The sequence below is a fragment of the Actinomadura sp. NAK00032 genome, from assembly GCF_013364275.1.
In the GTDB taxonomy this organism is placed as follows: Bacteria; Actinomycetota; Actinomycetes; order Streptosporangiales; family Streptosporangiaceae; genus Spirillospora.
The window spans coordinates 1,988,722-2,008,962 of the sequence record NZ_CP054932.1 but is presented as its reverse complement, the minus strand read 5'-3'; the positions used below and the strand labels follow the sequence as shown (position 1 = coordinate 2,008,962).

Sequence of the window (20,241 nt, the reverse complement as noted above, 5' to 3'; positions counted from 1 at the left end):
TTGGACCGGCCGATACATAACGTGTTAGCCTGCGGACATGGGGCGGCCGAGGAAGTTCGAGGAGGAGCGGGCCGTCCGGGCGGCCATGCTGGCCTTCTGGGCGGACGGGTACGAGGCGACCTCCACGCAGGAGCTGTGCGAGGCGACCGGTCTCGGGCGCAGCAGCATCTACAACACGTTCGCCAGCAAGCGCGACCTGTACGTCAAGGCGCTGACGCACTACACGCAGCACCGGACGGGTCGTCTCGCCGAACTGATGGAGGACGGCGCCAAGCCCGTGCGGGAGAAGCTGCGGACGGTGCTGGAGTGGGCCGTCGAGCCGGACGCCGGGGACCCGGCCGGCTGCCTGGTCGTGAACGCGACGGTCGAGTTCGGGCCGCATGACCCCGACATCGCCGAGCGGCTCGACCGGGACCGGCGGCGGCGCTTCGACCTGCTGAAGTCCGGCATCGAGGACGGCATCCGCGCCGGCGAGATCGCCCCGGACCGGGACGCGGCGGCGCTGACGCACTTCGTGATCGCGACGGTGAGCGGCATCCAGGTCGCCGCACGCGGCGGCGCCGACCGGGCCACCCTGCAGAGCATCGCCGACACGGCCATGACCGCCCTCTGAGACGAGGGCGGCCGCGGCCGCCCTTTTCCACGCGCTGATTTTGTACTGATCTATCCAAAACAGGGAGAGGGACAGCGATGCCACTGGCCGTGTACGTGCTGGGGATGGCGATCTTCGCCCAGGGGACGTCGGAGCTGATGCTCGCGGGCCTGCTGCCGGAGATGGCCGCCGACCTCGGGGTGTCGGTGCCCGACGCGGGGCTGCTGATCTCCGCGTTCGCGATCGGGATGCTCGCCGGGGCCCCGGTCCTGGCGTTGCTGACGCTGCGGTGGCCGCACCGGAGCACGATGCTGGCGTTCCTCGCGGTGTTCGTCCTGACGCACGCCGTCAGCGCGCTGACCCCCGGGTACTGGGTGCTGTTCGCGATGCGGATCGTGGGCGCGTTCGTCTACGCCGGGTTCTGGGCGGTGGCGGCGGCGACGGCGGTCTCGCTCGTCCCGGCGAACGCGCGGGGCAGGGCGATGGGGGTCGTCGCGGGCGGGCTCACCGTCGCGGCGATCGTGGGGCTGCCCGCCGGGACGGTGATCGGCCAGCACCTCGGCTGGCGGGCGGCGTTCTGGGCGGTGGCGGCGATGTCGGCGGCCGCGATGGCCGGGGTGGCCGCGACGATCCCCGCCGGGCGCACGGGCGGCGCGGCGCCCCGCGTCCGGGCCGAGCTGCGCGCGGTGGCCGTCCCCCGGCTGTGGCTGCTGTACGGGACGACCGCGCTGGCGACGAGCGGGCTCCTCGTCACGTTCGGCTACCTCGGCGCGCTGCTGACGGAGACGACGGGGATCGCGGAGGCCTGGGTGCCCGGCGTCCTCGCCCTGTACGGCGTCGGCGCGCTCATCGGGATCACGGCCGGCGGGCGGACGGCCGACACGCGGGCCGTCCCGACCCTGTACGCGGGGTTCGCCGGGCTCACGGTCGTGTCCGTGCTGCTCGCGCTGACGGCGGAGTCGCCCGTCCCGGTGGTGGCCCTGGTGTTCCTGCTGGGGTTCGCCGGGTTCGCCACGAATCCGACGCTGAACACGCGGGCGTTCGGGATGGTGGACGGCGCGGCGACGCTGGTGGCCGCCGGGAACGTGGTGGCGTTCAACATCGGCATCACCGTGGGGCCGTGGCTCGGCGGGCTCGCGCTCGACGCCGGGCTGGGCTACCCGGCCACGGCGTGGATCGGCGCGGCGCTGGGCGTGGCGGCGCTCGGCGCCGTCGCGCTGGGGCAGGTCCGGCGGCGTCCCGTCGAGGACGCCGCGCGGGCCCGGACGTCGGTGAACGCGTGACCGGGTCAGGCGCAGGAGCTTGCGCGGAAGCTCCACAGGGCGCGCTTGCCGGCGTACTCCGCGACCGTCCAGATGCGGTGCGCGCCGCGCTGGCAGGACAGGTCCTCGGGCCCGCGGGAGGACGCGCGGCGCTGCACCTTGCCCCAGCCGGTGCCGGAGTAGCGGGCCGTCAGGAGCCGGCCGCGCGCGTGCCCGCGGCTCTGCGAGAACCACCAGCGGCCGTTGGTCCGGACGGCGCCCTGGATCCGGTCCGCCGGCAGCTCGGCTCCGCCGGTGGGGCGGACGGTCCCGCCGCCGGCGAGCGCCGCCAGCCGCCACGTCACCACCCGTCCCCGCGCCCAGTTCGGACGGCAGTACTCGCCCCCGGCGAGGACGTGCGGCGAGTCGGTGCGGTCGACGGAGATCCACGACATGCGCGGCGGGCCGGAGCCGCGGCACTTGCGGCCGACCTTGCCGTGGGCGAACCGCCAGCTGCCCGTCTGCGGGAGGACGTAGCGGAAGCCGTGCCCGTAGTACTTGCCCTTGTGGAGGCCGACCCAGCCCGCGTGGCCGGTGGAGCCCGCCTTGCTCCTGCTCAGGTCGTAGATCCGGCGCATGTCGAACATGCGCAGGCCGTGGCGGGTGTCGGCGACGTACAGGGTGTCGCCGTACCAGGCGATCCCGCCGGCGTGGATGCCGATGTCGCCGAAGGTGGCGCGGCCGCCCCGCATCTGCGGTTCGACGAGCAGGACGTGCCGGTAGGTGCGGCGGCCGGGGTTGACGAAGGTGACCCTGACCTTGCCGCCGTTGTGCCACGACACGAGGATCGGCCTGCCGCCGCCTGGTGACGTCTCACCGGCGGAGGCGTCCGACGCGGTCGTGACGCCCTGCGGGACCCAGGCCCTCGTGGCGGTGTCGGCCCGGTTGAAGCAGTACACGAGCGAGCCGGCGGGGACGGCGGCCGGGCCGCCGCAGCCGCGGCCGAGCTTCTTCTGCCCGGACGATCGGATCACGCCGTCCACGCCGGTGCCGCGCAGGCTGCGGTCGAGTGCCTGGATCGGCGCGGCGTGGGAGGGGCCGCGGCGCAGCGCGAAGTCGCGGGGATTGAGACCGGCCGGGGCCTTCGCCGTCGTCGGGGTGGCCGCCTGGGCGGCGGGTACGGCGGCTGCCAGCGCGAACGTGGGGACACCGGCCATCAGAGCCGCGACGGCCGCCCACCCCGTCCCGGTCGCCGTGCGTTGCAAGATCATCACGTTCCGCAACGTTGCCGGGTCCGGGTCGGGGTAAAGGCGGCCGCACCTTTCGCGATGGGCAATTTCTGTTTACGCCGCCGGACGGGACGGCCCCGCCGCCGGGGCCGTCCCGCTCAGGGGATCAGCGCAGCGCGCAGGTACCGGAGTCCGACTTCGACGGGTCGCTCTCCGAGGTCCCGGTCAGCCGCAGCCGCGCGTGCCGGGAGGCACCGGGGCCGGGCTTCGCCCACACCTCGACGCGGGTCCGGCCGTGCGCCTTCGCGGTGGCCAGCTCGTTGGGCAGCCAGGTCGTCCAGCCGTCGCCGGCCACGTCCGCCTTCAGCCGGAACACGTCGGAGCCGTGGGGGCCGGCACCGCCGCGGCCGGTGTTGCGGAGCGTCAGCGTGCACTTCGCCCAGCCCGCGCCCGCCGGGCGGGCGCGGCCCGAGTCCACCTTCACGCCGCGCCGCTGCGGGCCGGCGCCGTCGAGGGAGCTGACCGCGACCGTGTAGGACAGGACGCCGCGCCGGTCGCGCTTCAGGTTCAGCACGTAGAAGTGCAGCCGGTTGGCCTCGTCCACGTACTCGTACTCGCTGCCGGAGCCGGTGCCCGCGTGGTACAGGGCGTCCGACAGCTGCCGGTAGTCGCCGATCGTCATCTTCACCGGGGTGCCGTCCGGGCGGACGAAGTCGACCTTGTCGATGTCCTGCGGGTTGGCGTCCTTGACCCAGATGAACGGGGCGTCGTCCGCGTCCTTCGTCTTCGCCAGCAGCACGCCGGAGTCGGGGGTGAAGGAGTCGGTGCCCATCCGGTCGACGACCTCGAGGGTGTAGTTGTCGTAACCGCCGTCGTCGCAGAGCGGGTCCGTGCCGGTGTCGCAGCCGGGGCTCTTGTCGCCGCCCGCGCCGAGCTTCACGTTGATGCCGGCGAGGCCGCTCTTGCCGGGGTCGACCGACCGGGCCGTCACCTGCGCGACGACCATGCCGGACGAGGCGAGCGCGTCCCGGCTGAGCTGCAGCACGTTGTCAGGGTTCACCATGCCGAGCTTCATCTTGTTGCGGAGCATGTGCTGCGCGCCCATGGAGCCGCCGCCCGTCGCGGGGATCGTCCAGCGGCTGTGCGGGCCGCCCGGCCCGTTGAAGGTGCCCCGGCTCAGCATGTCCCACGGGCCGCTGTAGGCGCGGCGCGGCGGGTCGCTGTACGGGTTGTTGTAGTTGTCGCCGATGCCCAGGATGTGGCTGAACTCGTGGGCGTAGACCGACATGCCGGAGCTCTCCGCCTGGGTGGAGGAGACGCCGAAGATGGCGTTCGGCCAGAGCGTGGAGCCCGCCTGCCAGGACGTCCACGGCACGTACCGGGTCTTCACCCAGTTCGTCAGGCCCGGGTCGCCCGGCCCCCACTCCGGCGGGACGTCCTCCTTCGCGGTGAACTTCATCTCGCCGAACTCCTGCCAGGTGGACGACTCGTCCTGCCCGGCGCTGAGGAAGAACACGAAGTCGTACTTCTTCGCGGTCTCCTCGCCGACGTCGGCGACCCACGCGGCGCGGGCGTCGGCCCGCAGGTCGCGGTTGCAGGTGTCGCCGGCGGGGCAGCCGGTGCCGCCCTGCATGCGGTCGACGCCGTACTCGTGGTCCTTGGCGGGCATCCGGTAGGCGCCGAAACCGGTGAGGTCGACCCCGTACCGGCCGCCGGAGTCCTCCATCCAGTACTCGTGGAGGGTGTGGCCGTGGTTCAGCTCCTGCGGCCTGTTGAGCAGGTCCTGGTAGAACTTCGCGACCCCTTCGCGCGGGACGTCGCCGACCTTCACCGGGTTGCCGAAGATGGAGGAGTTCCGCGGCCGCGTCACCTCGAACGGCTGGTTCGCGTAGTCGACGAGGACGATCGCGACGTTGAAGTTCTCCACCGACCCCTTGCGGGACGGGTCCGCCCACGAGGTGCCGGGGATGCGCTTGTAGTCGTCCCACGTCATCGTGTCGGGAAGCTCGTAGTTCTGCGGGTCGATCGGGCGCGGGGCGCCCGCCGCGAACGTGCGGGCGGACGGCTGCTCGCGCTGCCACGGCTGCGTCTGCGGCCAGTGCCGCATCTGCCAGGGGTTCGCGGTCTCGTTCGGGATCGGCGGCTTCGCCAGCGCCGCGGCCGGGGCGGCGGCGAGCCCCGCGACCAGCAGCAGCGCCGACGCGGGTACCAGCAGCATCTGTTTGACGCGCATGTCTCCCCTACCTCTGGTGGTTGCTGAGAGCAGGAAAGACCACACGGCGCCCACCGGCTAGGGCCGATTTAGCCGATCTTGTACCGAATAGCGTGTCATGTCGCGCGATGCCCGCAGGTCAGCGCGGGAGTTCGCGCTCCGCGACGACGATGCCGTCCTCGTCGCTGTAGAGCCAGTCGCCGGGGCGGAACTCCGCGCCGCCGAACGACACCGGGACGTCCACCTCGCCGGCGCCGTCCTTGGCGCTCTTGCGCGGGTTCGAGCCGAGCGCCTTCGCGCCGAGGTCGAGACCGCGCAGCGCCGCCACGTCCCGCACCGCGCCGTTGATCACGACGCCGGACCAGCCGTTCGCCACGGCCGCCGCCGCGATCATGTCGCCCATCAGCGCGGACGCCAGCGAGCCGGCCCCGTCCACGACCAGCACCCGGCCCCCGCCCGGCGTGTTGAGCAGCCTCTTCACCAGGCCGTTGTCGCGGTGGCAGCGCACGGTGGAGACCGGGCCGGCGAACGCCGTCCGGCCGCCGTACTGCCGGAACTGGGTCTCGCAGCTGCGCAGCTCGGCCCCGAAGTCGTCGATGAGGTCAGCGGTCGCGAAGTCCATGACGGCAGCCTACTGCTCGGTAACCGGGCCGCCGGACGGCGCGTCGGTGGGCCGGCCGATCAGCCGGGACAGCACGATCGCCGTCTTGGTCGCGGTGATGTTGTCCTCCCGGCGCAGCCGTTCGAGGGCCTGCTCCAGATGCTGGATGTCGCGCGCCCGCACATGCACGAGCGCGCTGGCGTCCCCGCTGATCGTGTACGCCGCGACGACCTCCGGATGGCCGCGGACACTGGAGTAGATCTGCTCCGGTGACGTCGCGCCGGTGCAGAAGATCTCGATGAACGCCTCGGTCGTCCAGCCGAGCGCGGCCGGGTCGACGACCGCCGCGAAGCCGTTGATGACGCCGTCCGCGCGCAGCCGGTCGACCCGCCGCTTCACCGCCGGCGCCGACAACCCGACCCGGTCCCCGATCTGCGCGTACGAGGCGCGCCCGTCCTCCAGGAGCCGCGCAACGATTCGACGGTCCAGGTCGTCAAGACGCAACAAATAACACCCCCGAAGTCGGTTTTCGTCATTGGTCGGCGGTCATTTCCGAACATACGCTGGGAAGTGGACCGGCGGCCACCCGGACCCCGCCCGTCCCTCCCCTCGGCACCGGACTCCCCGTCCGGTGTCCAGCCATGCCCCGGCCCGACCGGCCGGGCCGAGCCGCGAAGGAGCGTCGTGACGCAAACCGACCAGCTGCGAGCGATGTCCGAGGACCACAGCGCGCACAACTACCATCCCCTTCCCATCGTGGTCGCCGAGGCGGACGGCGCCTGGCTGACCGATGCCGAGGGCCGCCGCTACCTCGACATGCTGGCCGCCTACTCGGCGGTCAACTTCGGGCACCGCAACCCCCGCCTCGCGGAGGCCGCCCGGCGGCAGCTCGACCGCGTCACGCTGGTCAGCCGCGCGTTCGACCACGACCAGTTCGGCCCGTTCGTCACCGAGCTGGCCGAGCTGTGCGGCAAGGACATGGTGCTGCCGATGAACAGCGGCGCCGAGGCCGTCGAGACCGCGCTGAAGACCGCCCGCAAGTGGGGCTACGAGGTCAAGGGCGTCCCGGCCGACCAGGCGAACATCATCACGTTCGAGGGCAACTTCCACGGCCGCACCACCACGATCATCAGCTTCTCCACCGACCCCGACGCCCGCGACTCCTACGGCCCGTACACGCCGGGCTTCCGGACCGTCCCGTACGGGGACGCCGAGGCGCTCAAGGCCGCGATGGACGAGCACACCGTCGGCGTGCTGATCGAGCCGATCCAGGGCGAGGCCGGCGTGAACGTCCCGCCGAGCGGATTCCTGCGCGCGGTGCGGGAGCTGTGCACCGCCGGCGGCGCGCTGATGATCGCGGACGAGATCCAGTCGGGCCTCGGCCGCACCGGCACCACGTTCGCCGTCGAGCACGAGGGCGTCGTCCCCGACGTCTACATCCTCGGCAAGGCCCTCGGCGGCGGCATCATGCCGGTGTCCGCCGTCGTCGCCGACCGCGACGTGCTCGGCGTGTTCAAGCCCGGCCAGCACGGCTCGACGTTCGGCGGCAACCCGCTCGCCTGCGCGATCGGCCGCGAGGTCATCGCGATCCTGAAGACCGGCGAGTACCAGGAGCGCTCCCGCACGCTCGGCGCGCACCTGCACGACCGGCTCGGCCGGCTGCCCGGCGACCTCGTCCGCGAGGTGCGCGGGCGCGGGCTGTGGGCGGGCGTCGAGCTGACCGGCCCGGCCCGCCCGGTCAGCGAGCGGCTCATGGACCTCGGCGTCCTCGCCAAGGAGACCCACGAGACCACGCTGCGCCTCGCGCCGCCGCTGGTCATCGAGCACGCCGACCTCGACTGGGCCCTCGACCAGCTGGAGATCGCCCTCAAGGGCTAGCAGCGGCCGCGCCGCCTCCCCGCAGCGCGCGGGCGCGCGGTTCCCCCCGGCCCGAGACGCCGCCGGTCAACGGCGCCCGGCGGCGTCTCGCTCTGCTAACGCAAACCCGCGAGTCGTCAAAGAATCGGCCCCCGCCCGCCCGGCGGCGCGGCGCGCGGCGCACGCGGCGGCAGGGTGGTCGGCATGCTGTTGCGGAACACGAGCCGGCGCCGGGTCGCCATCGGTTGCGGCGGGCTCGCGGTGGGCGTCCTGATACTGCTCGCGGGCGGCCTCTACCTGCTGCAACGCGCCTACGACGGGGAGGTCAGGCGGGTCGCCGGGGCGCTGCCCAGCGGGGCAGGGCGGCCGGCCTCCACCGGCCGCGGCGAGAACTGGCTGCTGATCGGCTCCGACCGGCGCGCGGACATCCCCGCGATGGGCGCCCGCGCCGACACGATCATGCTGGTGCACCTGTCCGGGCGCGGCGACCGGGTGTCGCTGATCTCGATCCCCCGGGACGGCTGGGTGCCGGTCCCCGGGCACGGCACCACGAAGATCAACGCGGCGTTCGCCTACGGCGGCCCGTCGCTGCTGATCCGCGCCGTGGAGCGGCTCAGCGGCGTCCGCGTCGACCACTACGCCTCGCTCGACTTCCGCGGGTTCGTGAAGATGACCGACGCGCTCGGCGGCGTGGACGTCACCATCACCAAGGACACCTACGACCCGATGCACGAGCGCAGGTGGAAGGCGGGGAGCCAGCACCTGGACGGCGTCGAGGCGCTGGACTTCGTCCGGCAGCGGTGGAACCTGCCGGACGGCGACCTGGACCGCATCAAGCGGCAGCAGGCGTTCCTGCACGCGCTGGCGGACAAGGCCCTCGACACCCGCAACCCGATCAAGATCGACCGGTTCGTCCGGGCCGTGACCGGCTCGGTGGCCGTGGACGACTCGGTCACCGCCGGGACGCTGCGCGGGCTCGCGCACCGGCTCCTGAAGACGTCGCTGGTGGAGTACCTGACCGCCCCGGTCGCCAAGCCCGCCGAGCGGGACGGGCAAAGTGTCGTACTCCTGGACGATGATGGTGTGCGGTCGCTGTTCACGGCCGTCCGCAACGACACGGTCGGCGACTACGTCGCCCGCAACGGCGCGGCCAACTCGGTGGATTCCGTGCGCTGACACCTCCACTGACCTGCATGGGGCTTGTAGGGACATGTCCGGCTTGTAATTAAGGTGACGAAGTCCGTCCGGTTGGATTAGTCTGTGTGGACTAATCGGAATCGACCATAGGGCCGGAACCATGTCCCGACCACTGACACCGCTCGCGCTGACCGTGCTGCGGATGCTCTGCGACAGCCCGATGCACCCGTACGAGATGCAGCAGCGCATCCGCGACCACGCCTACGACCAGGCCGTCAAGATCACCCACGGTTCGCTGTACCACTCGGTGGAGCGGCTCGCCGCGGCCGGGCTGATCGAGCCGCTGGAGACGAGCCGCGAGGGCCGCCGGCCCGAGCGCACCGTCTACGCGGTGACCGCCGACGGGCGGGACGCCGCGCAGATGCGGCTCGCCGAACTGCTGCGCCACCCCGCCGAGGAGTTCCCGCTGTTCGGCACCGGGCTGGCGTTCGTCAACCTGCTGTCCGAGGGGGAGGTCGTCCGGCTGCTGCGCGCCCGCGCGGTCGCGCTGGAGGCCAACCTCGCCGGCCACCAGACGGCGAACGACGCGCTCCTCAAGCAGGGCCTGGAGCGCTACAAGCTGCTCGACCACGAGTGGACGATCGCCCGGGTGCGCGGCGAGCTCGACTATGTGCGGGGACTGGTCGACGACCTGGAGTCCGGCCGCCTGACCTGGAGGGACGACGAGGTGCAGATCCGCTGCCACCCCCGCCCCCGACCACCACGCCACGACGACAAGGGGGCCTCATGAGCAAATGGCGCGGAAATCCCTGGGCGATCCTGCTGACGCTCTCCCTCGGATTCTTCATGACCCTGCTCGACCTGACGATCGTGAACATCGCGATCCCGAGCATGACCGACAAGCTGCACGCCTCGCTGGACGAGGTGCTGTGGGTCGTCAACGCCTACGTCCTGGTGCTGGCGGTGCTGCTCATCACCGCGGGCCGCCTCGGCGACCTGTGGGGCAAGAAGAACCTGTTCATCGCCGGGGTGGCGCTGTTCACGCTGGCCAGCCTGGCCTGCGGGATCGCGCAGGACCCCACGCAGCTGATCGCCGCCCGCGCCGTGCAGGGCCTCGGCGCCGCGCTGCTGATGCCGCAGACCATGTCGATCATCATCGGGGTGTTCCCGCCGGAGCGGCGCGGCACCGCGCTCGGCGTGTGGGGCGCGGTCGCCGGGGTGTCCACGATCGCCGGCCCGACGATCGGCGGCCTGCTCGTCACCAGCCTCGACTGGCGCTGGATCTTCTTCGTGAACCTGCCGATCGGGATCCTGGTGCTGGCCATGGCGGTGCCGATCCTGCCCGGCCGCACCCCCGGCGTCCGGCACCGGTTCGACGTCGTCGGGGTGCTGCTGGCGTCCGCCGCCCTGTTCTGCCTCACGTTCGCGCTCACCGAGGGCCAGAAGTACGAGTGGAACGAGGGCATCTGGGGGCTGATCGCCGCCGGGCTCGCCCTGTTCGTGGTCTTCGTCGTGCAGCAGCGGTCCCGCCAGGACGGCGAGCCGCTCGTCCCGTTCTCCCTGTTCAAGGACCGCAACTTCACCGTGCTGAACCTCGTCGGCGCGGCCGTCTCGGTCGGCATGGTCGGCATGTTCCTGCCGATGACGATCTACCTGCAGTCGGTGCTGGGCTTCAGCGCCCTCAAGGCGGGGCTCGTCATGGCGCCGTCGTCGCTGGTGTCGATGTTCCTCGCGCCCGTCGCGGGCCGGCTGTCGGACCGGATCGGCGGCAAGTTCATCCTGATGGGCGGCCTCACGCTCTACGGCGTCGGGATGGTGTGGATCGTCCTCGCCGCCGAGGTCGGGACGGACTGGAAGGCGTTCATCCCCGCCCTCGTCGTGTCCGGCATCGGCATCGGCGGGGTGTTCGCGCCGATGGCCACCGAGGCGACCCGGAACGTCCCGCCGCGCCTCGCGGGCGCCGCGTCCGGCGTCAACAACACGATCCGGCAGGTCGGGTCGGTGCTGGGCAGCGCGGCGGTCGGCGCCGTCCTGCAGAACCAGCTCGCCTCCTCGCTGCGGGAGGAGGCCGCGACCCGCTCGGCGGCGCTGCCCGCCGACGTGCGCGGCGGGTTCGTGCAGGGGTTCGCCAACGCGGCCAAGAGCGGCCTGGAGGTCGGCGCGGGCCAGAGCGGCGCGAAGCAGCAGCTCCCGCCGGGCGTCCCGCCGGGCGTCGCGCACCGCGTCCACGAGCTGGCCGGCCAGGTCTTCTCGCACGGCTTCGTGCACGCGATGAAGCCGACGATGTGGCTGCCGATCGCCGTCGTCCTGCTCAGCGCGGCGGCGTGCGTCACGCTGAAGGGGCACAAGGACAACACGGCCATGCCCCAGCTCGACGCCGAGCCCGCGCCGATGGCGTCCTGACCGCGGCCGCCGGGAGCGGCTAGTCGCGGACCCGGCCCGCCCTGCCGAGCAGCCAGTCGCCCGGCGGGCGGGCCGCCGGCACCGTCATGACCCCGACGACCGCGGCGACCATGCCGCCGACGATGAACAGGTATCCGGCGAGGGTGCCGGGGACGACGAGGTCGCCCTCGCCGCGGCGCATCGACAGGACGAACACCACCACGCCCCACACCACCGCGGGGACCGTCGCGCCGAGCCGGCCGCCCATCCCGTGCCCGGCCAGCCGGGCCATCGCGAAGACCAGCACGACCAGGGCGATCGCGGCGACCGGGACCGAGCCGAGCGTCCAGTCCTGGCTGAACGAGCCGACCACGCCGAACACCGCCCCGAGCAGGGCCAGCGCGGCGTAGGCGGCGCCGGACACGAACGCGTCCAGCGGGCCCTCCCGGCCGGGCTCGCGCGCGGCGGACGCGCCCGCCGCTCCGCCCGCCGCTCCGTCCGCCGGGAGGCCGTCCTTGGCGAGGCTCACCCGCGCCTCGTCATCGTCCTTGTGCACGCAGTCAGGCTACCGGCCGCGGGTCCCGCGGCGATCAGGCGCCGGGGCCGGGGCCCTGCTCCGCGAGGCCCGCGAACAGGTCGCGCTCGCGGCGGCCGGGGCCGACCGGGCCCTGCTCGCCGGCCTGGAGGACGAAGTACTCGGTGCCGAACGCCTGCTGCCCCAGGTTGTTCGACAGCGCGAAGAACGGGCCGACCTGGTCGGGCGCCACAACGATCTGGGTGTGGTGGGCGCGCAGCGCGGCGAGTTTGGCGGGCAGGTGCGCGCGGGCGTCCACCACCGTCGTGACCTCCCCGTCGGGCACGCCGGAGCCGAGCTCGTCCAGCCCGGCGACGCGCGCGAACGGCAGCTTCGCCTCCCGCATCACCGCGATCGCCCGCGCGAGGACGGTGCGCGGGGTGGCGTAGGCGTAGAACTTGGCGGCCCGCCACGGCTCGCCGCCCGCCGTGACCGACGGGTCGGCGGCCAGTTCGAACGCCCGCCACGCGACGCGGTGCGCCTGGATGTGGTCGGGATGCCCGTAGTTGCCGCGCTCGTCATAGGTGACGATCACCTGCGGCCGGACCTCCCGGATCACCGGGACGAGGTCCGCGGCGGCGGTGTCGACGTCCGCCCGCCAGAAGCAGCGCGGGTCGTCGTTGGTGGGCGCGCCCATCATGCCGGAGTCGCGCCAGCGCCCCGCGCCGCCGAGGAAGCGGTGGTCGCGGACGCCGAGCGCCGCGCACGCCGCCGCCAGCTCCCCGATCCGGTACTCGCCGAGGGCGTCCTCCTTGTCGGAGGCCAGGTGGCGCAGCTCCTCCGGGATGACCTCGCCCTCCTCGCCCAGGGTGCAGGTGACGAGACAGACGTGGGCGCCCTCGGCGGCGTACTTGGCCATGGTCGCCCCGGTCCCGATGGACTCGTCGTCCGGATGGGCGTGGACGAACAGGATCCGCGGCTCCTTCATAGTCAACGAGCCTACTCAGAGCACGGGGCGGCGGCGATGACCGCCCTGCCCCGCACGGTCCGGCGGGTCCTGGAGGGGGGTCAGTCGCCCGAGCCCGGCCCGCCGCCACCGCCCGCACCGGTACCGGGGCCGTCACCGCCGTCACCACCGTCGCCGCCGCCGGTCGTCGGCGGCACGCTGGTGGGCGGCTCGCTGGTCGGCGGCTCGGACGTGGGCGGCTCGCTGGTCGGCTCCTCGGTCGTCGGCTCGCTCGACTGCTGCGGCGGCGGGGTGTTGCGGCGGGTGCGGGTGCGGGTGGGCGTCGGCTCCTCCGGCTCCTCGGACGTCGGGGTCTCCGAGACCTCCGTCGACTCGCTCACCGACGGCGTGACCGGCGTGTTCGGCGAGCCGCCGTCGCCGCGGGTCGCCGCGTACACGCCGACGACGAGCGCCAGCACGGCGATCGCGGCGACCGCCGCGACGATCGGCCACTTGGACTTGCGCTCGGGCTCCCAGTCGTCGTACCGGGCCCGGGCCGCGCCGCCGCGCGGGGGCCCCGCGGGCGGCAGGCTCCCGGTGTACTCCGACGGCGAGACGCGGCGCGTCCCGCCGGCGGGGCCGCCCGGATGGGTGGCGCCCGCGCCCGCGAGCCCGGACACGCCGAGCCCGCCCGCGGCGAGGGTGGAGCCCTCCGCGAGCATCGTGGTGGCCTGCGCGGGGTCGTCCATGCGGGTCTGCCCGGCGCCGCCCGGCCCGCTGCCGATCAGCGCCATCATGATCTGCTGCGCGGTCGGCCGCCGCTCCGGCTCCTTGGCCAGGCACGCCGCGATCAGCCGGTGCAGGTCGGGCGGGACGCCGTCCAGCATCGGCGGCTCGTTCATCACCCGGTTGATCACCGCGACCACGGTGTCGTCGCCGAACGGCGGGTGGCCGGTCGCGGCGAACACCATCGTCGTCGCCCACGCCCACACGTCCACGGCCTCGGTGAGGGTGGCGCCCGCCACCTGCTCCGGCGCCATGTAGGACGGCGTGCCGATCGCCTTCGTCGCGTTCGTCTGGCCGGTGTCCAGGGCGCGCGCGATGCCGAAGTCGATCACCCGCGGGCCGTCCGGCGCCATGATGACGTTGTGCGGCTTGAAGTCGCGGTGCACGATCCCGGCCTGGTGGATCGCGACCAGCGCGGTCGCGGTGCCGATCGCGAGCCGGTCGAGCGCCGCGCCGCCGATCGGGCCCGTCTCGGTGACCTGCTTGTAGAGCGAGGGGCCCGGCACGTACTCGCTGGCGATGTAGGGCTGGTCGCCGGCGACGTCGGCCTCCAGCACCTGCGCGGTGCAGAACCGCGCGACCTGCTTGGCGGCCTGCGCCTCCCGGACGAACCGGGTGCGGGCCATCGTGTCCCCGGCGAGGTCGGCGCGCAGCAGCTTGATCGCGGCGCGGTTCCCGGAGGCGTCGACCCCGGCGTAGACGACCCCCTGGCCGCCCTCGCCGAGCCGTTCGACGATCTCGTACGAGCCAAGCCGCCGGGGATCTCCCGGCTGCAGCTCCGGCATTGACCACTCCTCAGCCCGCGACGAAAAAAGTGCTTGGGGAAGCCTTGAGCTTACGCGAGCGCGGACCCGGGCACGGGACATTCCCCGGCCGCCCACGCGACGACCCGTGATCATAGAGGGCAGGAGACCGCCGTGCGCCGTACTTCCCGGGCATCCTGGCAGACTCGGGTGCCATGAGCATCAGCTATCCGCGGCAGAGCGCCCGCACCCGCCGGTTCGGCCTCGGCGTTCCGCGCGCCTTCCAGATCGCGCCGGACGAGTCGCGCGTGCTGTTCCTGCGCACCCGGGCGGGCGACGATCCCGTCACCTGCCTGTGGACGCTGGACACCGCGACCGGCGAGGAGGAGTGCGTCGCCGACCCGGCCGCGCTGGACGTGCCCGGCGAGGAGGGCCTGCCCGCCGAGGAGCGGGCCCGGCGCGAGCGCGCCCGCGAGCAGGCGGGCGGCATCGTCGGCTATGCCACCGACCAGAGCATGCAGCAGGCCGTGTTCACGCTCGCCGGGCGGCTGTACGCGGTCGACATCGGCACCGCGCTCGTCCGCGAACTGCCCGCGCAGACGCCCGTGTTCGACCCGCGCCCCGATCCCGCCGGGCGGCGCATCGCCTACGTGTCGGGCCGCACACTGCGCGTCATCGAGATGGACGGCACCGACGACCGGGCGCTCGTCCAGCCGGAGTCCGACCAGGTCTCCTACGGCCTCGCCGAGTTCGTCGCGGCGGAGGAGATGGGCCGGATGCGCGGCCACTGGTGGTCGCCCGACGGCGGCACGCTGCTGGCGGCGCGGGTGGACGAGACGCCGGTGCAGCGCTGGCACATCGCCGACCCGGCCAACCCCGAGCGGCCCCCGTCCGAGATCGCCTACCCGGCGGCCGGCACACCGAACGCGCTGGTGTCGCCGGTGCTGCTGAAGCTGGACGGCCGGCGCACCGCCGTCGCCTGGGACCGCGGCATGTTCCCCTACTTCGTGGCCGCCTCGTGGGACCGGCACGGCCTGCTGATCGTCGTGCAGCCGCGCGACCAGCGCTCGCAGCGGGTGCTGAGCGTGGACCCGTCCAACGGCGAGACGTCCCTCCTGCACACCGAGCACGACCCGGTGTGGACGGAGATCGTCCCCGGCCTGCCCGCCCGGACGTCCTCCGGCGGCCTCGTCTGGGTCACCGAGGACCGCGACGCCGACACCCGCCGCATCACCGTCGGCGGCACGCCGGTCACGCCGGCCGGGCTGCAGGTCCGGTCGGTGCTCGGGGTGGACGGCGAGTCGATCCTGTTCACCGGCTCGGAGGAGCCCACCGAGGTCCACCTGTACTCGTGCGCCGGCGGCGAGACCACCCGGCTGACCGAGGGGGCGGGCGTCTTCGGCGGCCTCCGGTCCGGCGGGGTCACCGTGGTGACGGGCGCGCGGCTCGACCGCCCCGGCTCGGAGACCGAGGTGCGCACGCCCGCCGGGACGCACCCGGTCGCCTCGTTCGCCGAGACCCCGGTGATCACGCCGAAGGTGGAGCTGCTGCGCGCCGGCGACCGGGAGATCCGCACCGCCGTGCTGCTGCCGACCGGCTGGGAGCCCGACCAGGGGCGGCTGCCCGTCCTCATGGACCCCTACGGCGGGCCGCACGCCCAGCGCGTCCTCGCCGTGCAGCGGATGTACTGCGAGCCGCAGTGGCTGGCCGACCAGGGCTTCGCCGTCGTGATCGCCGACGGCCGCGGCACGCCCGCGCGCGGCCCGGCGTGGGAGCGCGCCGTGCACGGCGACTTCGTCGGCCCGGTGCTGGACGACCAGATCACGGCGCTGATCGAGGCGGCCCGCAAGCACCCGGCCGCGCTCGACCTCGACCGGGTCGGCATCCGCGGCTGGTCGTTCGGCGGCTGGCTCGCGGGCCTCGCCGTCCTGGAGCGCCCGGACGTGTTCCACGTGGGCATCGCGGGCGCGCCCGTCACCGACTGGCGGCTGTACGACACCCACTACACCGAGCGCTACCTCGGCCACCCGGACGAGGAGCCGGAGGCCTACGCCGCGAACTCGCTGATCGAGCGGGCCGCGGACCTGAAGCGGCCCCTGATGGTCATCCACGGGCTGGCGGACGACAACGTCGTGGCCGCGCACACGCTGCGGTTCTCATCGGCGCTGCTGGCCGCCGGGCGCCCGCACACCGTCCTGCCGCTGTCGGGCGTCACCCACATGACCCCGCAGGAGGTCGTCGCGGAGAACCTGCTCCACATCCAGGTCGACTACCTGAAGTCGGCGCTAGCCGGCTGAGCCGTGCCAGGACGCCCACAGGGCCGCGTAGGAGCCCTTCTGGGCCAGCAGGTCCTCGTGGGTGCCGAGTTCGGTGATGCGCCCGTCCTCCACCACCGCCACACGGTCGGCGTCGTGGGCGGTGTGGAGGCGGTGCGCGATCGCCACCACGGTCCGGCCGTCCAGGACGGCGGCCAGCGACCGCTCCAGGCGGCGGGCGGCGCGCGGGTCGAGCAGCGACGTCGCCTCGTCCAGGACGAGGGTGTGCGGGTCGGCGATGACGAGCCTGGCCAGCGCGAGCTGCTGCGCCTGCGCGGGCGTCAGCGTCGCGCCGCCGGAGCCGACGACGGTGCCGAGGTCCGGCCCGTCCCACTCGACCGCGGCGAGCACCCGGCGGACCTCCGCGTCGGAGGCGTCCTCGCGGGCCATCAGGAGGTTCTCGCGGAGCGTGCCGCGGAACACGTGGTGCTCCTGGGTGACCAGCGCGACCTCGCGGCGCAGGCCGTCCAGCGGCAGCTCCACCAGCGGGACGCCGCCGACGGTGACGGCGCCCGCGCGCGGGCCGTCCACCCCGGCGAGCAGGCGGCCGAGGGTGGACTTGCCCGCGCCGCTCGGCCCGACCATCGCGAGCCGCTCACCGGGCCGCAGGTCGAGGTCCACGCCGTGCAGGACGTCCTTGCCGGGCCGGTAGGAGTAGCGGACGCGGCGCGCCGTGAGCCGGTCGCCCGCGGGCCGCGCGTCGCCCGGTTCCCGGTCGGGCGGGACGTTGCCGACGCCGAGCAGGCGGGCCAGTGACGCGCCGCCGAGCTGCAGCTCGTCCAGCCAGGAGAGCATGGTGTCCACGGGCTCGATGAGCAGCTGCGCGTACAGGGTCGCGGCCGTCACCTGCCCGAGCGTCGCCATGTCGTGCATGTACAGCAGGCCGCCGACGAACAGGGTCGACACCACGGGCAGCACGAAGCTCAGCTCGGCCACCGGGAACAGGAACATGCGCAGCCGCAGCGTGTAGCGCTGGGCCTTGTAGGAGACCGCGATGTCGTCGTCGCCGCGGCGGTGCCGGCGGTCGGCGAGGCCGAGTGCCTCGACGGTCCGGGCGCCCTGGACGGTCTCGGTGAGCCCGTCGGCGATCCGCGACCACGCCTCGTTCTCCCGCAGGTAGCCGACGTGGGCGCGCGGCAGGTACCAGCGCATCACCGCGACCAGCAGCGGCACGGCGACCAGCGCGGGCAGCGCGACGAGCGGGCCGTTCAGCAGCAGCGCACCGAACGTGAACGCGCCGACGACGATCGCGACGAGCGTCTCCGGCATCGCGTACCGGACGGACGTGCTGAGCGTGTCCACGTCGCGGGACGCGCGGGTGACCAGGTCGCCGGTGCCGGCCCGCTCGACCGTGGACAGCGGCAGCGCCAGCACCCGGTCGACGAACTCCTCGCGCAGCTCGGCCAGCACCCGCTCGCCGAGCTTCGCGGACGCCAGGTAGGCGTACCGGATCAGCACGCCCTGCGCGATCACGAACCCGGCGATGGCGAGCCCGGCGGTGTCGATGGCGGCGTGCCCGTCGCGGACGTCCTCGACGAGCGCGCCGAGCAGCCGGGGCGTGACCAGGCCCGCCACGGCGGCCAGCGCGTGCAGGCCGAGCACCCCCGCGAGGGCGCGCGGGTGCCGCAGGACGAGCCGCCGCGCGTACGCCCGCACCTGCGCGGACGTCGCGACCGGCAGTGTCTCGGCGCTCATGCCTCCGCCCTTTCCACGGTCTCTCCCCTGGTGACGGTGGCCGCGTAGCGCGGCTCGGTCTCCAGGAGGTCGCGATGTGCTCCTTCGGCGACGACCAGGCCGTCCTGGACGAACACGACGTGGTCGGCGCGGTCCAGCATCAGCGGGCTGGTCGTGCACACCACGGTGGTGCGGCCCGCGCGCGCTTGGCCGAGCCTTCCGGCGATGCGTGCTTCGGTGTGCGCGTCCACCGCGCTGGTCGGCTCCACCAGGACGAGGACGTCGGGGTCTGCGGCGAGCGCCCGCGCGAGGCGGAGGCGCTGCTGCTGGCCGCCGGAGAACTCCCGTCCGGCCTCGGCCACGTGCGCGTCCAGGCCGGCGGACGCGACGATGTCCTCGGCACAGGCCGCGTAGACGGCGTCCTTCAGGGCCGCCTCGTCGGCGTCCGGCGCGAGGGACTCGGCCAGCGGCCCGGAGAAGAGGCGGTCCTCGTTGACGGCGACGAGGATCCGCTTCCGGACGTCCGCGACCGCGTGCAGCGGGATGCCGCCGAAGTCGACGTCGCCGTCGGCGTACCGGCCGAGCCGGTCGGCGACGGCCTGCGCGTCGCGCGGGTCGGCCGCGGCGACCGCGGTCACCCGCCCCGGCCGCACGACCAGCCCGGAGGCGATGTCGACCAGCTCGGCGGACGCCGCCGGGCGGGCCGTCCCGGCGGCCGGCAGCTCGGGGTCGATCGCCAGCAGCGCGGTCACCCGGCCCGCCGCCACCAGCCCCTTGGTGATCTTGCCGGCGGCCTCGCCGAGGGTCTTCAGCGGGACGATCAGGAACACCGCGTACCCGTAGAAGGTGACCAGTTCGCCGACGCTGATCGTCCGCTCGGCGGCGAACCGGGCCCCGATCCAGGTGACCAGCGCGATCAGCAGCCCGGGCAGCAGCACCTCGGCGCCGTTCATCCGGGTCTCGGCCCGCGCGGCCGCCACCCCGGCCGCGCGCACCCGCTGCGACCCGGCGCGGTAGCGGCCGGAGAACAGCGTCTCGCCGCCGATGCCGCGCAGCACCCGCAGGCCCGCGACGAGGTCGGTGGCGTGCGAGCTCAGCTCGCCGACCAGCTCGCGGTGCGCCAGCTCGCGGTCGCGGTAGGGGCGCAGCAGCGGCGCCGCGACCGCCAGGATCAGCGGCACGCCGACCAGCACGATCAGGCCGAGCGGCGGCGAGGTGCTCAGCAGGATCGCGGCCACCGCGACGATCGCGACCACGGCCCCCGAGCCGCGGGACAGGATGTCGATGGTGTCGCCGATGTGCGACACGTCGGACAGGCCGATGCTCACCACCTCGCCGGCGCTCAGCCGCTTCGGCAGCGTCCCGCCGAGGCGGGTCGACTGCCGGGTGACGAGCTGGACCGTCCGGTAGGCGGAGGCGAGCCAGTTGTAGACGGCGAACCGGTGCCGGACGGCGCCCGTGGCTGCCTGCACGACGCCGAGGCCGAGCAGCACGCCGGACCACACCAGCAGGGCGCGCTCGTCCCGCGCCGCGACGCCGTCGCCGATGGCGCGGCCGATCGCGGCGGGCATGAGGGCCTGGCTGAGCATCCAGACCACGCCGAGGAGCGCGCCCGCGGCGATGCTGCGCCACTGGACGCGCGCCAGCCACAGCAGGTAGCGCGCGGATGCTCCGCCGGCGCCCCTCCGGGCGCCGCGCGAGGCTCTGCCTCGGCGGAGGACGTGGTCGGGCGTGCCAGGATTTTTCTCCGGCAGCGGCTTCACCTGACGAAGGTTATGCAGCCGGACCCGGCGAGTTCGACTGGTTTTTCACCTGGCCGGACGCCGCCCGGGCGGCTTTCGGACCGCCCGCAAATCATGATCAGGACGCGCGCGGGAGGTGCGCCGGGACGCGGCGGCACGCTAAGGTCGGGGCGTACGGAGCGATGCTTCCTCCGCTCCTTGAGCCGGGACCCTGGCGGCTAGGCCGATGCCGCTGCCCCGGCGCGGCCCGCCGCGCGCTCCCGCACCCAC

Annotated in this window: 16 protein-coding genes; 7 read left to right on the top strand and 9 right to left on the bottom strand. The window is 73.8% G+C overall.

Annotation, left to right across the window (positions count from 1 at the left end; translation table 11 throughout):
- Positions 1-37: 37 nt before the first annotated feature.
- Complete coding sequence (locus HUT06_RS09345; protein WP_176195350.1) at positions 38-613, top strand: TetR/AcrR family transcriptional regulator; 576 nt, start codon at positions 38-40, stop codon at positions 611-613.
- 77 nt (positions 614-690) lie between these two features.
- On the top strand, positions 691-1,875 hold the full coding sequence (locus tag HUT06_RS09340; protein WP_176195349.1) for a Cmx/CmrA family chloramphenicol efflux MFS transporter: 1,185 nt from the start codon (positions 691-693) through the stop codon (positions 1,873-1,875).
- Positions 1,876-1,880: 5 nt separating this feature from the next.
- Here HUT06_RS09340 and HUT06_RS09335 read toward each other — a convergent pair whose 3' ends face one another.
- From HUT06_RS09335 to HUT06_RS09320, 4 genes are all read right to left on the bottom strand, one after another.
- Positions 1,881-3,107 (bottom strand): hypothetical protein, encoded by a 1,227-nt coding sequence (locus HUT06_RS09335; protein WP_176195348.1) that lies wholly within the window; start codon positions 3,105-3,107, stop codon positions 1,881-1,883.
- Positions 3,108-3,228: 121 nt separating this feature from the next.
- The gene (locus tag HUT06_RS09330) at positions 3,229-5,295 is read right to left on the bottom strand and encodes a M6 family metalloprotease domain-containing protein (protein WP_176195347.1); all 2,067 of its coding nucleotides are present in this window, start codon (positions 5,293-5,295) and stop codon (positions 3,229-3,231) included.
- A 118-nt stretch (positions 5,296-5,413) separates the two neighbouring features.
- Positions 5,414-5,896: a ribonuclease E activity regulator RraA gene (gene rraA, locus HUT06_RS09325; RefSeq protein ID WP_176195346.1), complete on the bottom strand. Its 483-nt coding sequence runs from the start codon at positions 5,894-5,896 to the stop codon at positions 5,414-5,416.
- Between the two features lie 9 nt (positions 5,897-5,905).
- The gene (locus tag HUT06_RS09320) at positions 5,906-6,379 is read right to left on the bottom strand and encodes an Lrp/AsnC family transcriptional regulator (protein ID WP_176195345.1); all 474 of its coding nucleotides are present in this window, start codon (positions 6,377-6,379) and stop codon (positions 5,906-5,908) included.
- Positions 6,380-6,586: 207 nt separating this feature from the next.
- Between HUT06_RS09320 and rocD the strand changes: the two genes are divergently transcribed.
- From rocD to HUT06_RS09300, 4 genes are all read left to right on the top strand, one after another.
- A complete protein-coding gene (rocD, locus tag HUT06_RS09315) occupies positions 6,587-7,753 on the top strand; it encodes an ornithine--oxo-acid transaminase (RefSeq protein WP_176201251.1) in 1,167 nt (388 codons plus the stop codon).
- Positions 7,754-7,936: 183 nt separating this feature from the next.
- The gene (locus HUT06_RS09310) at positions 7,937-8,908 is read left to right on the top strand and encodes an LCP family protein (protein WP_176195344.1); all 972 of its coding nucleotides are present in this window, start codon (positions 7,937-7,939) and stop codon (positions 8,906-8,908) included.
- A gap of 121 nt (positions 8,909-9,029) precedes the next feature.
- Entirely contained in the window at positions 9,030-9,659 is a 630-nt protein-coding gene (locus HUT06_RS09305; RefSeq protein WP_176195343.1) for a PadR family transcriptional regulator, read from the top strand.
- The gene (locus HUT06_RS09300; protein WP_176195342.1) at positions 9,656-11,272 is read left to right on the top strand and encodes a DHA2 family efflux MFS transporter permease subunit; all 1,617 of its coding nucleotides are present in this window, start codon (positions 9,656-9,658) and stop codon (positions 11,270-11,272) included. Before HUT06_RS09305 ends, HUT06_RS09300 begins: the two co-directional genes overlap by 4 nt.
- A 19-nt stretch (positions 11,273-11,291) precedes the next feature.
- Here HUT06_RS09300 and HUT06_RS09295 read toward each other — a convergent pair whose 3' ends face one another.
- From HUT06_RS09295 to HUT06_RS09285, 3 genes are all read right to left on the bottom strand, one after another.
- Positions 11,292-11,807, bottom strand: coding sequence for a DUF6113 family protein (locus tag HUT06_RS09295; RefSeq protein WP_176195341.1), 516 nt, complete (start codon positions 11,805-11,807; stop codon positions 11,292-11,294).
- A gap of 34 nt (positions 11,808-11,841) precedes the next feature.
- Positions 11,842-12,753: an N-acetyl-1-D-myo-inositol-2-amino-2-deoxy-alpha-D-glucopyranoside deacetylase gene (gene mshB / locus HUT06_RS09290; protein WP_176195340.1), complete on the bottom strand. Its 912-nt coding sequence runs from the start codon at positions 12,751-12,753 to the stop codon at positions 11,842-11,844.
- Positions 12,754-12,833: 80 nt separating this feature from the next.
- Positions 12,834-14,282, bottom strand: coding sequence for a serine/threonine-protein kinase (locus HUT06_RS09285; protein WP_176195339.1), 1,449 nt, complete (start codon positions 14,280-14,282; stop codon positions 12,834-12,836).
- 173 nt (positions 14,283-14,455) lie between these two features.
- On the opposite strand from HUT06_RS09285, the gene HUT06_RS09280 reads away from it, so the two are divergent.
- Entirely contained in the window at positions 14,456-16,537 is a 2,082-nt protein-coding gene (locus tag HUT06_RS09280; RefSeq protein ID WP_176195338.1) for a S9 family peptidase, read from the top strand.
- On the opposite strand, the gene HUT06_RS09275 is transcribed toward HUT06_RS09280, so the two are convergent.
- Together HUT06_RS09275 and HUT06_RS09270 are read right to left on the bottom strand one after the other, a co-directional pair.
- Entirely contained in the window at positions 16,526-18,250 is a 1,725-nt protein-coding gene (locus HUT06_RS09275; protein WP_176195337.1) for an ABC transporter ATP-binding protein, read from the bottom strand. The two genes, HUT06_RS09280 and HUT06_RS09275, sit on opposite strands and share 12 nt — an antisense overlap.
- Complete coding sequence (locus HUT06_RS09270) at positions 18,247-19,992, bottom strand: ABC transporter ATP-binding protein (protein ID WP_254715070.1); 1,746 nt, start codon at positions 19,990-19,992, stop codon at positions 18,247-18,249. The genes HUT06_RS09275 and HUT06_RS09270 overlap by 4 nt, the downstream gene beginning before the upstream one ends.
- Positions 19,993-20,241 lie beyond the last annotated feature (249 nt).

Excerpts from the sequence above, each read along its gene's own strand:
- HUT06_RS09310 (WP_176195344.1), top strand. The coding sequence starts at position 7,937 with ATGCTGTTGCGGAACACGAGCCGGCGCCGGGTCGCCATCGGTTGCGGC.
- mshB (WP_176195340.1), bottom strand. The coding sequence starts at position 12,753 with ATGAAGGAGCCGCGGATCCTGTTCGTCCACGCCCATCCGGACGACGAG.
- HUT06_RS09330 (WP_176195347.1), bottom strand. The coding sequence starts at position 5,295 with ATGCGCGTCAAACAGATGCTGCTGGTACCCGCGTCGGCGCTGCTGCTG.
- HUT06_RS09275 (WP_176195337.1), bottom strand. The coding sequence starts at position 18,250 with ATGAGCGCCGAGACACTGCCGGTCGCGACGTCCGCGCAGGTGCGGGCG.
- HUT06_RS09305 (WP_176195343.1), top strand. The coding sequence starts at position 9,030 with ATGTCCCGACCACTGACACCGCTCGCGCTGACCGTGCTGCGGATGCTC.
- rraA (WP_176195346.1), bottom strand. The coding sequence starts at position 5,896 with ATGGACTTCGCGACCGCTGACCTCATCGACGACTTCGGGGCCGAGCTG.
- HUT06_RS09280 (WP_176195338.1), top strand. The coding sequence starts at position 14,456 with ATGAGCATCAGCTATCCGCGGCAGAGCGCCCGCACCCGCCGGTTCGGC.
- HUT06_RS09300 (WP_176195342.1), top strand. The coding sequence starts at position 9,656 with ATGAGCAAATGGCGCGGAAATCCCTGGGCGATCCTGCTGACGCTCTCC.
- HUT06_RS09340 (WP_176195349.1), top strand. The coding sequence starts at position 691 with ATGCCACTGGCCGTGTACGTGCTGGGGATGGCGATCTTCGCCCAGGGG.
- rocD (WP_176201251.1), top strand. The coding sequence starts at position 6,587 with ATGTCCGAGGACCACAGCGCGCACAACTACCATCCCCTTCCCATCGTG.
- HUT06_RS09345 (WP_176195350.1), top strand. The coding sequence starts at position 38 with ATGGGGCGGCCGAGGAAGTTCGAGGAGGAGCGGGCCGTCCGGGCGGCC.
- HUT06_RS09285 (WP_176195339.1), bottom strand. The coding sequence starts at position 14,282 with ATGCCGGAGCTGCAGCCGGGAGATCCCCGGCGGCTTGGCTCGTACGAG.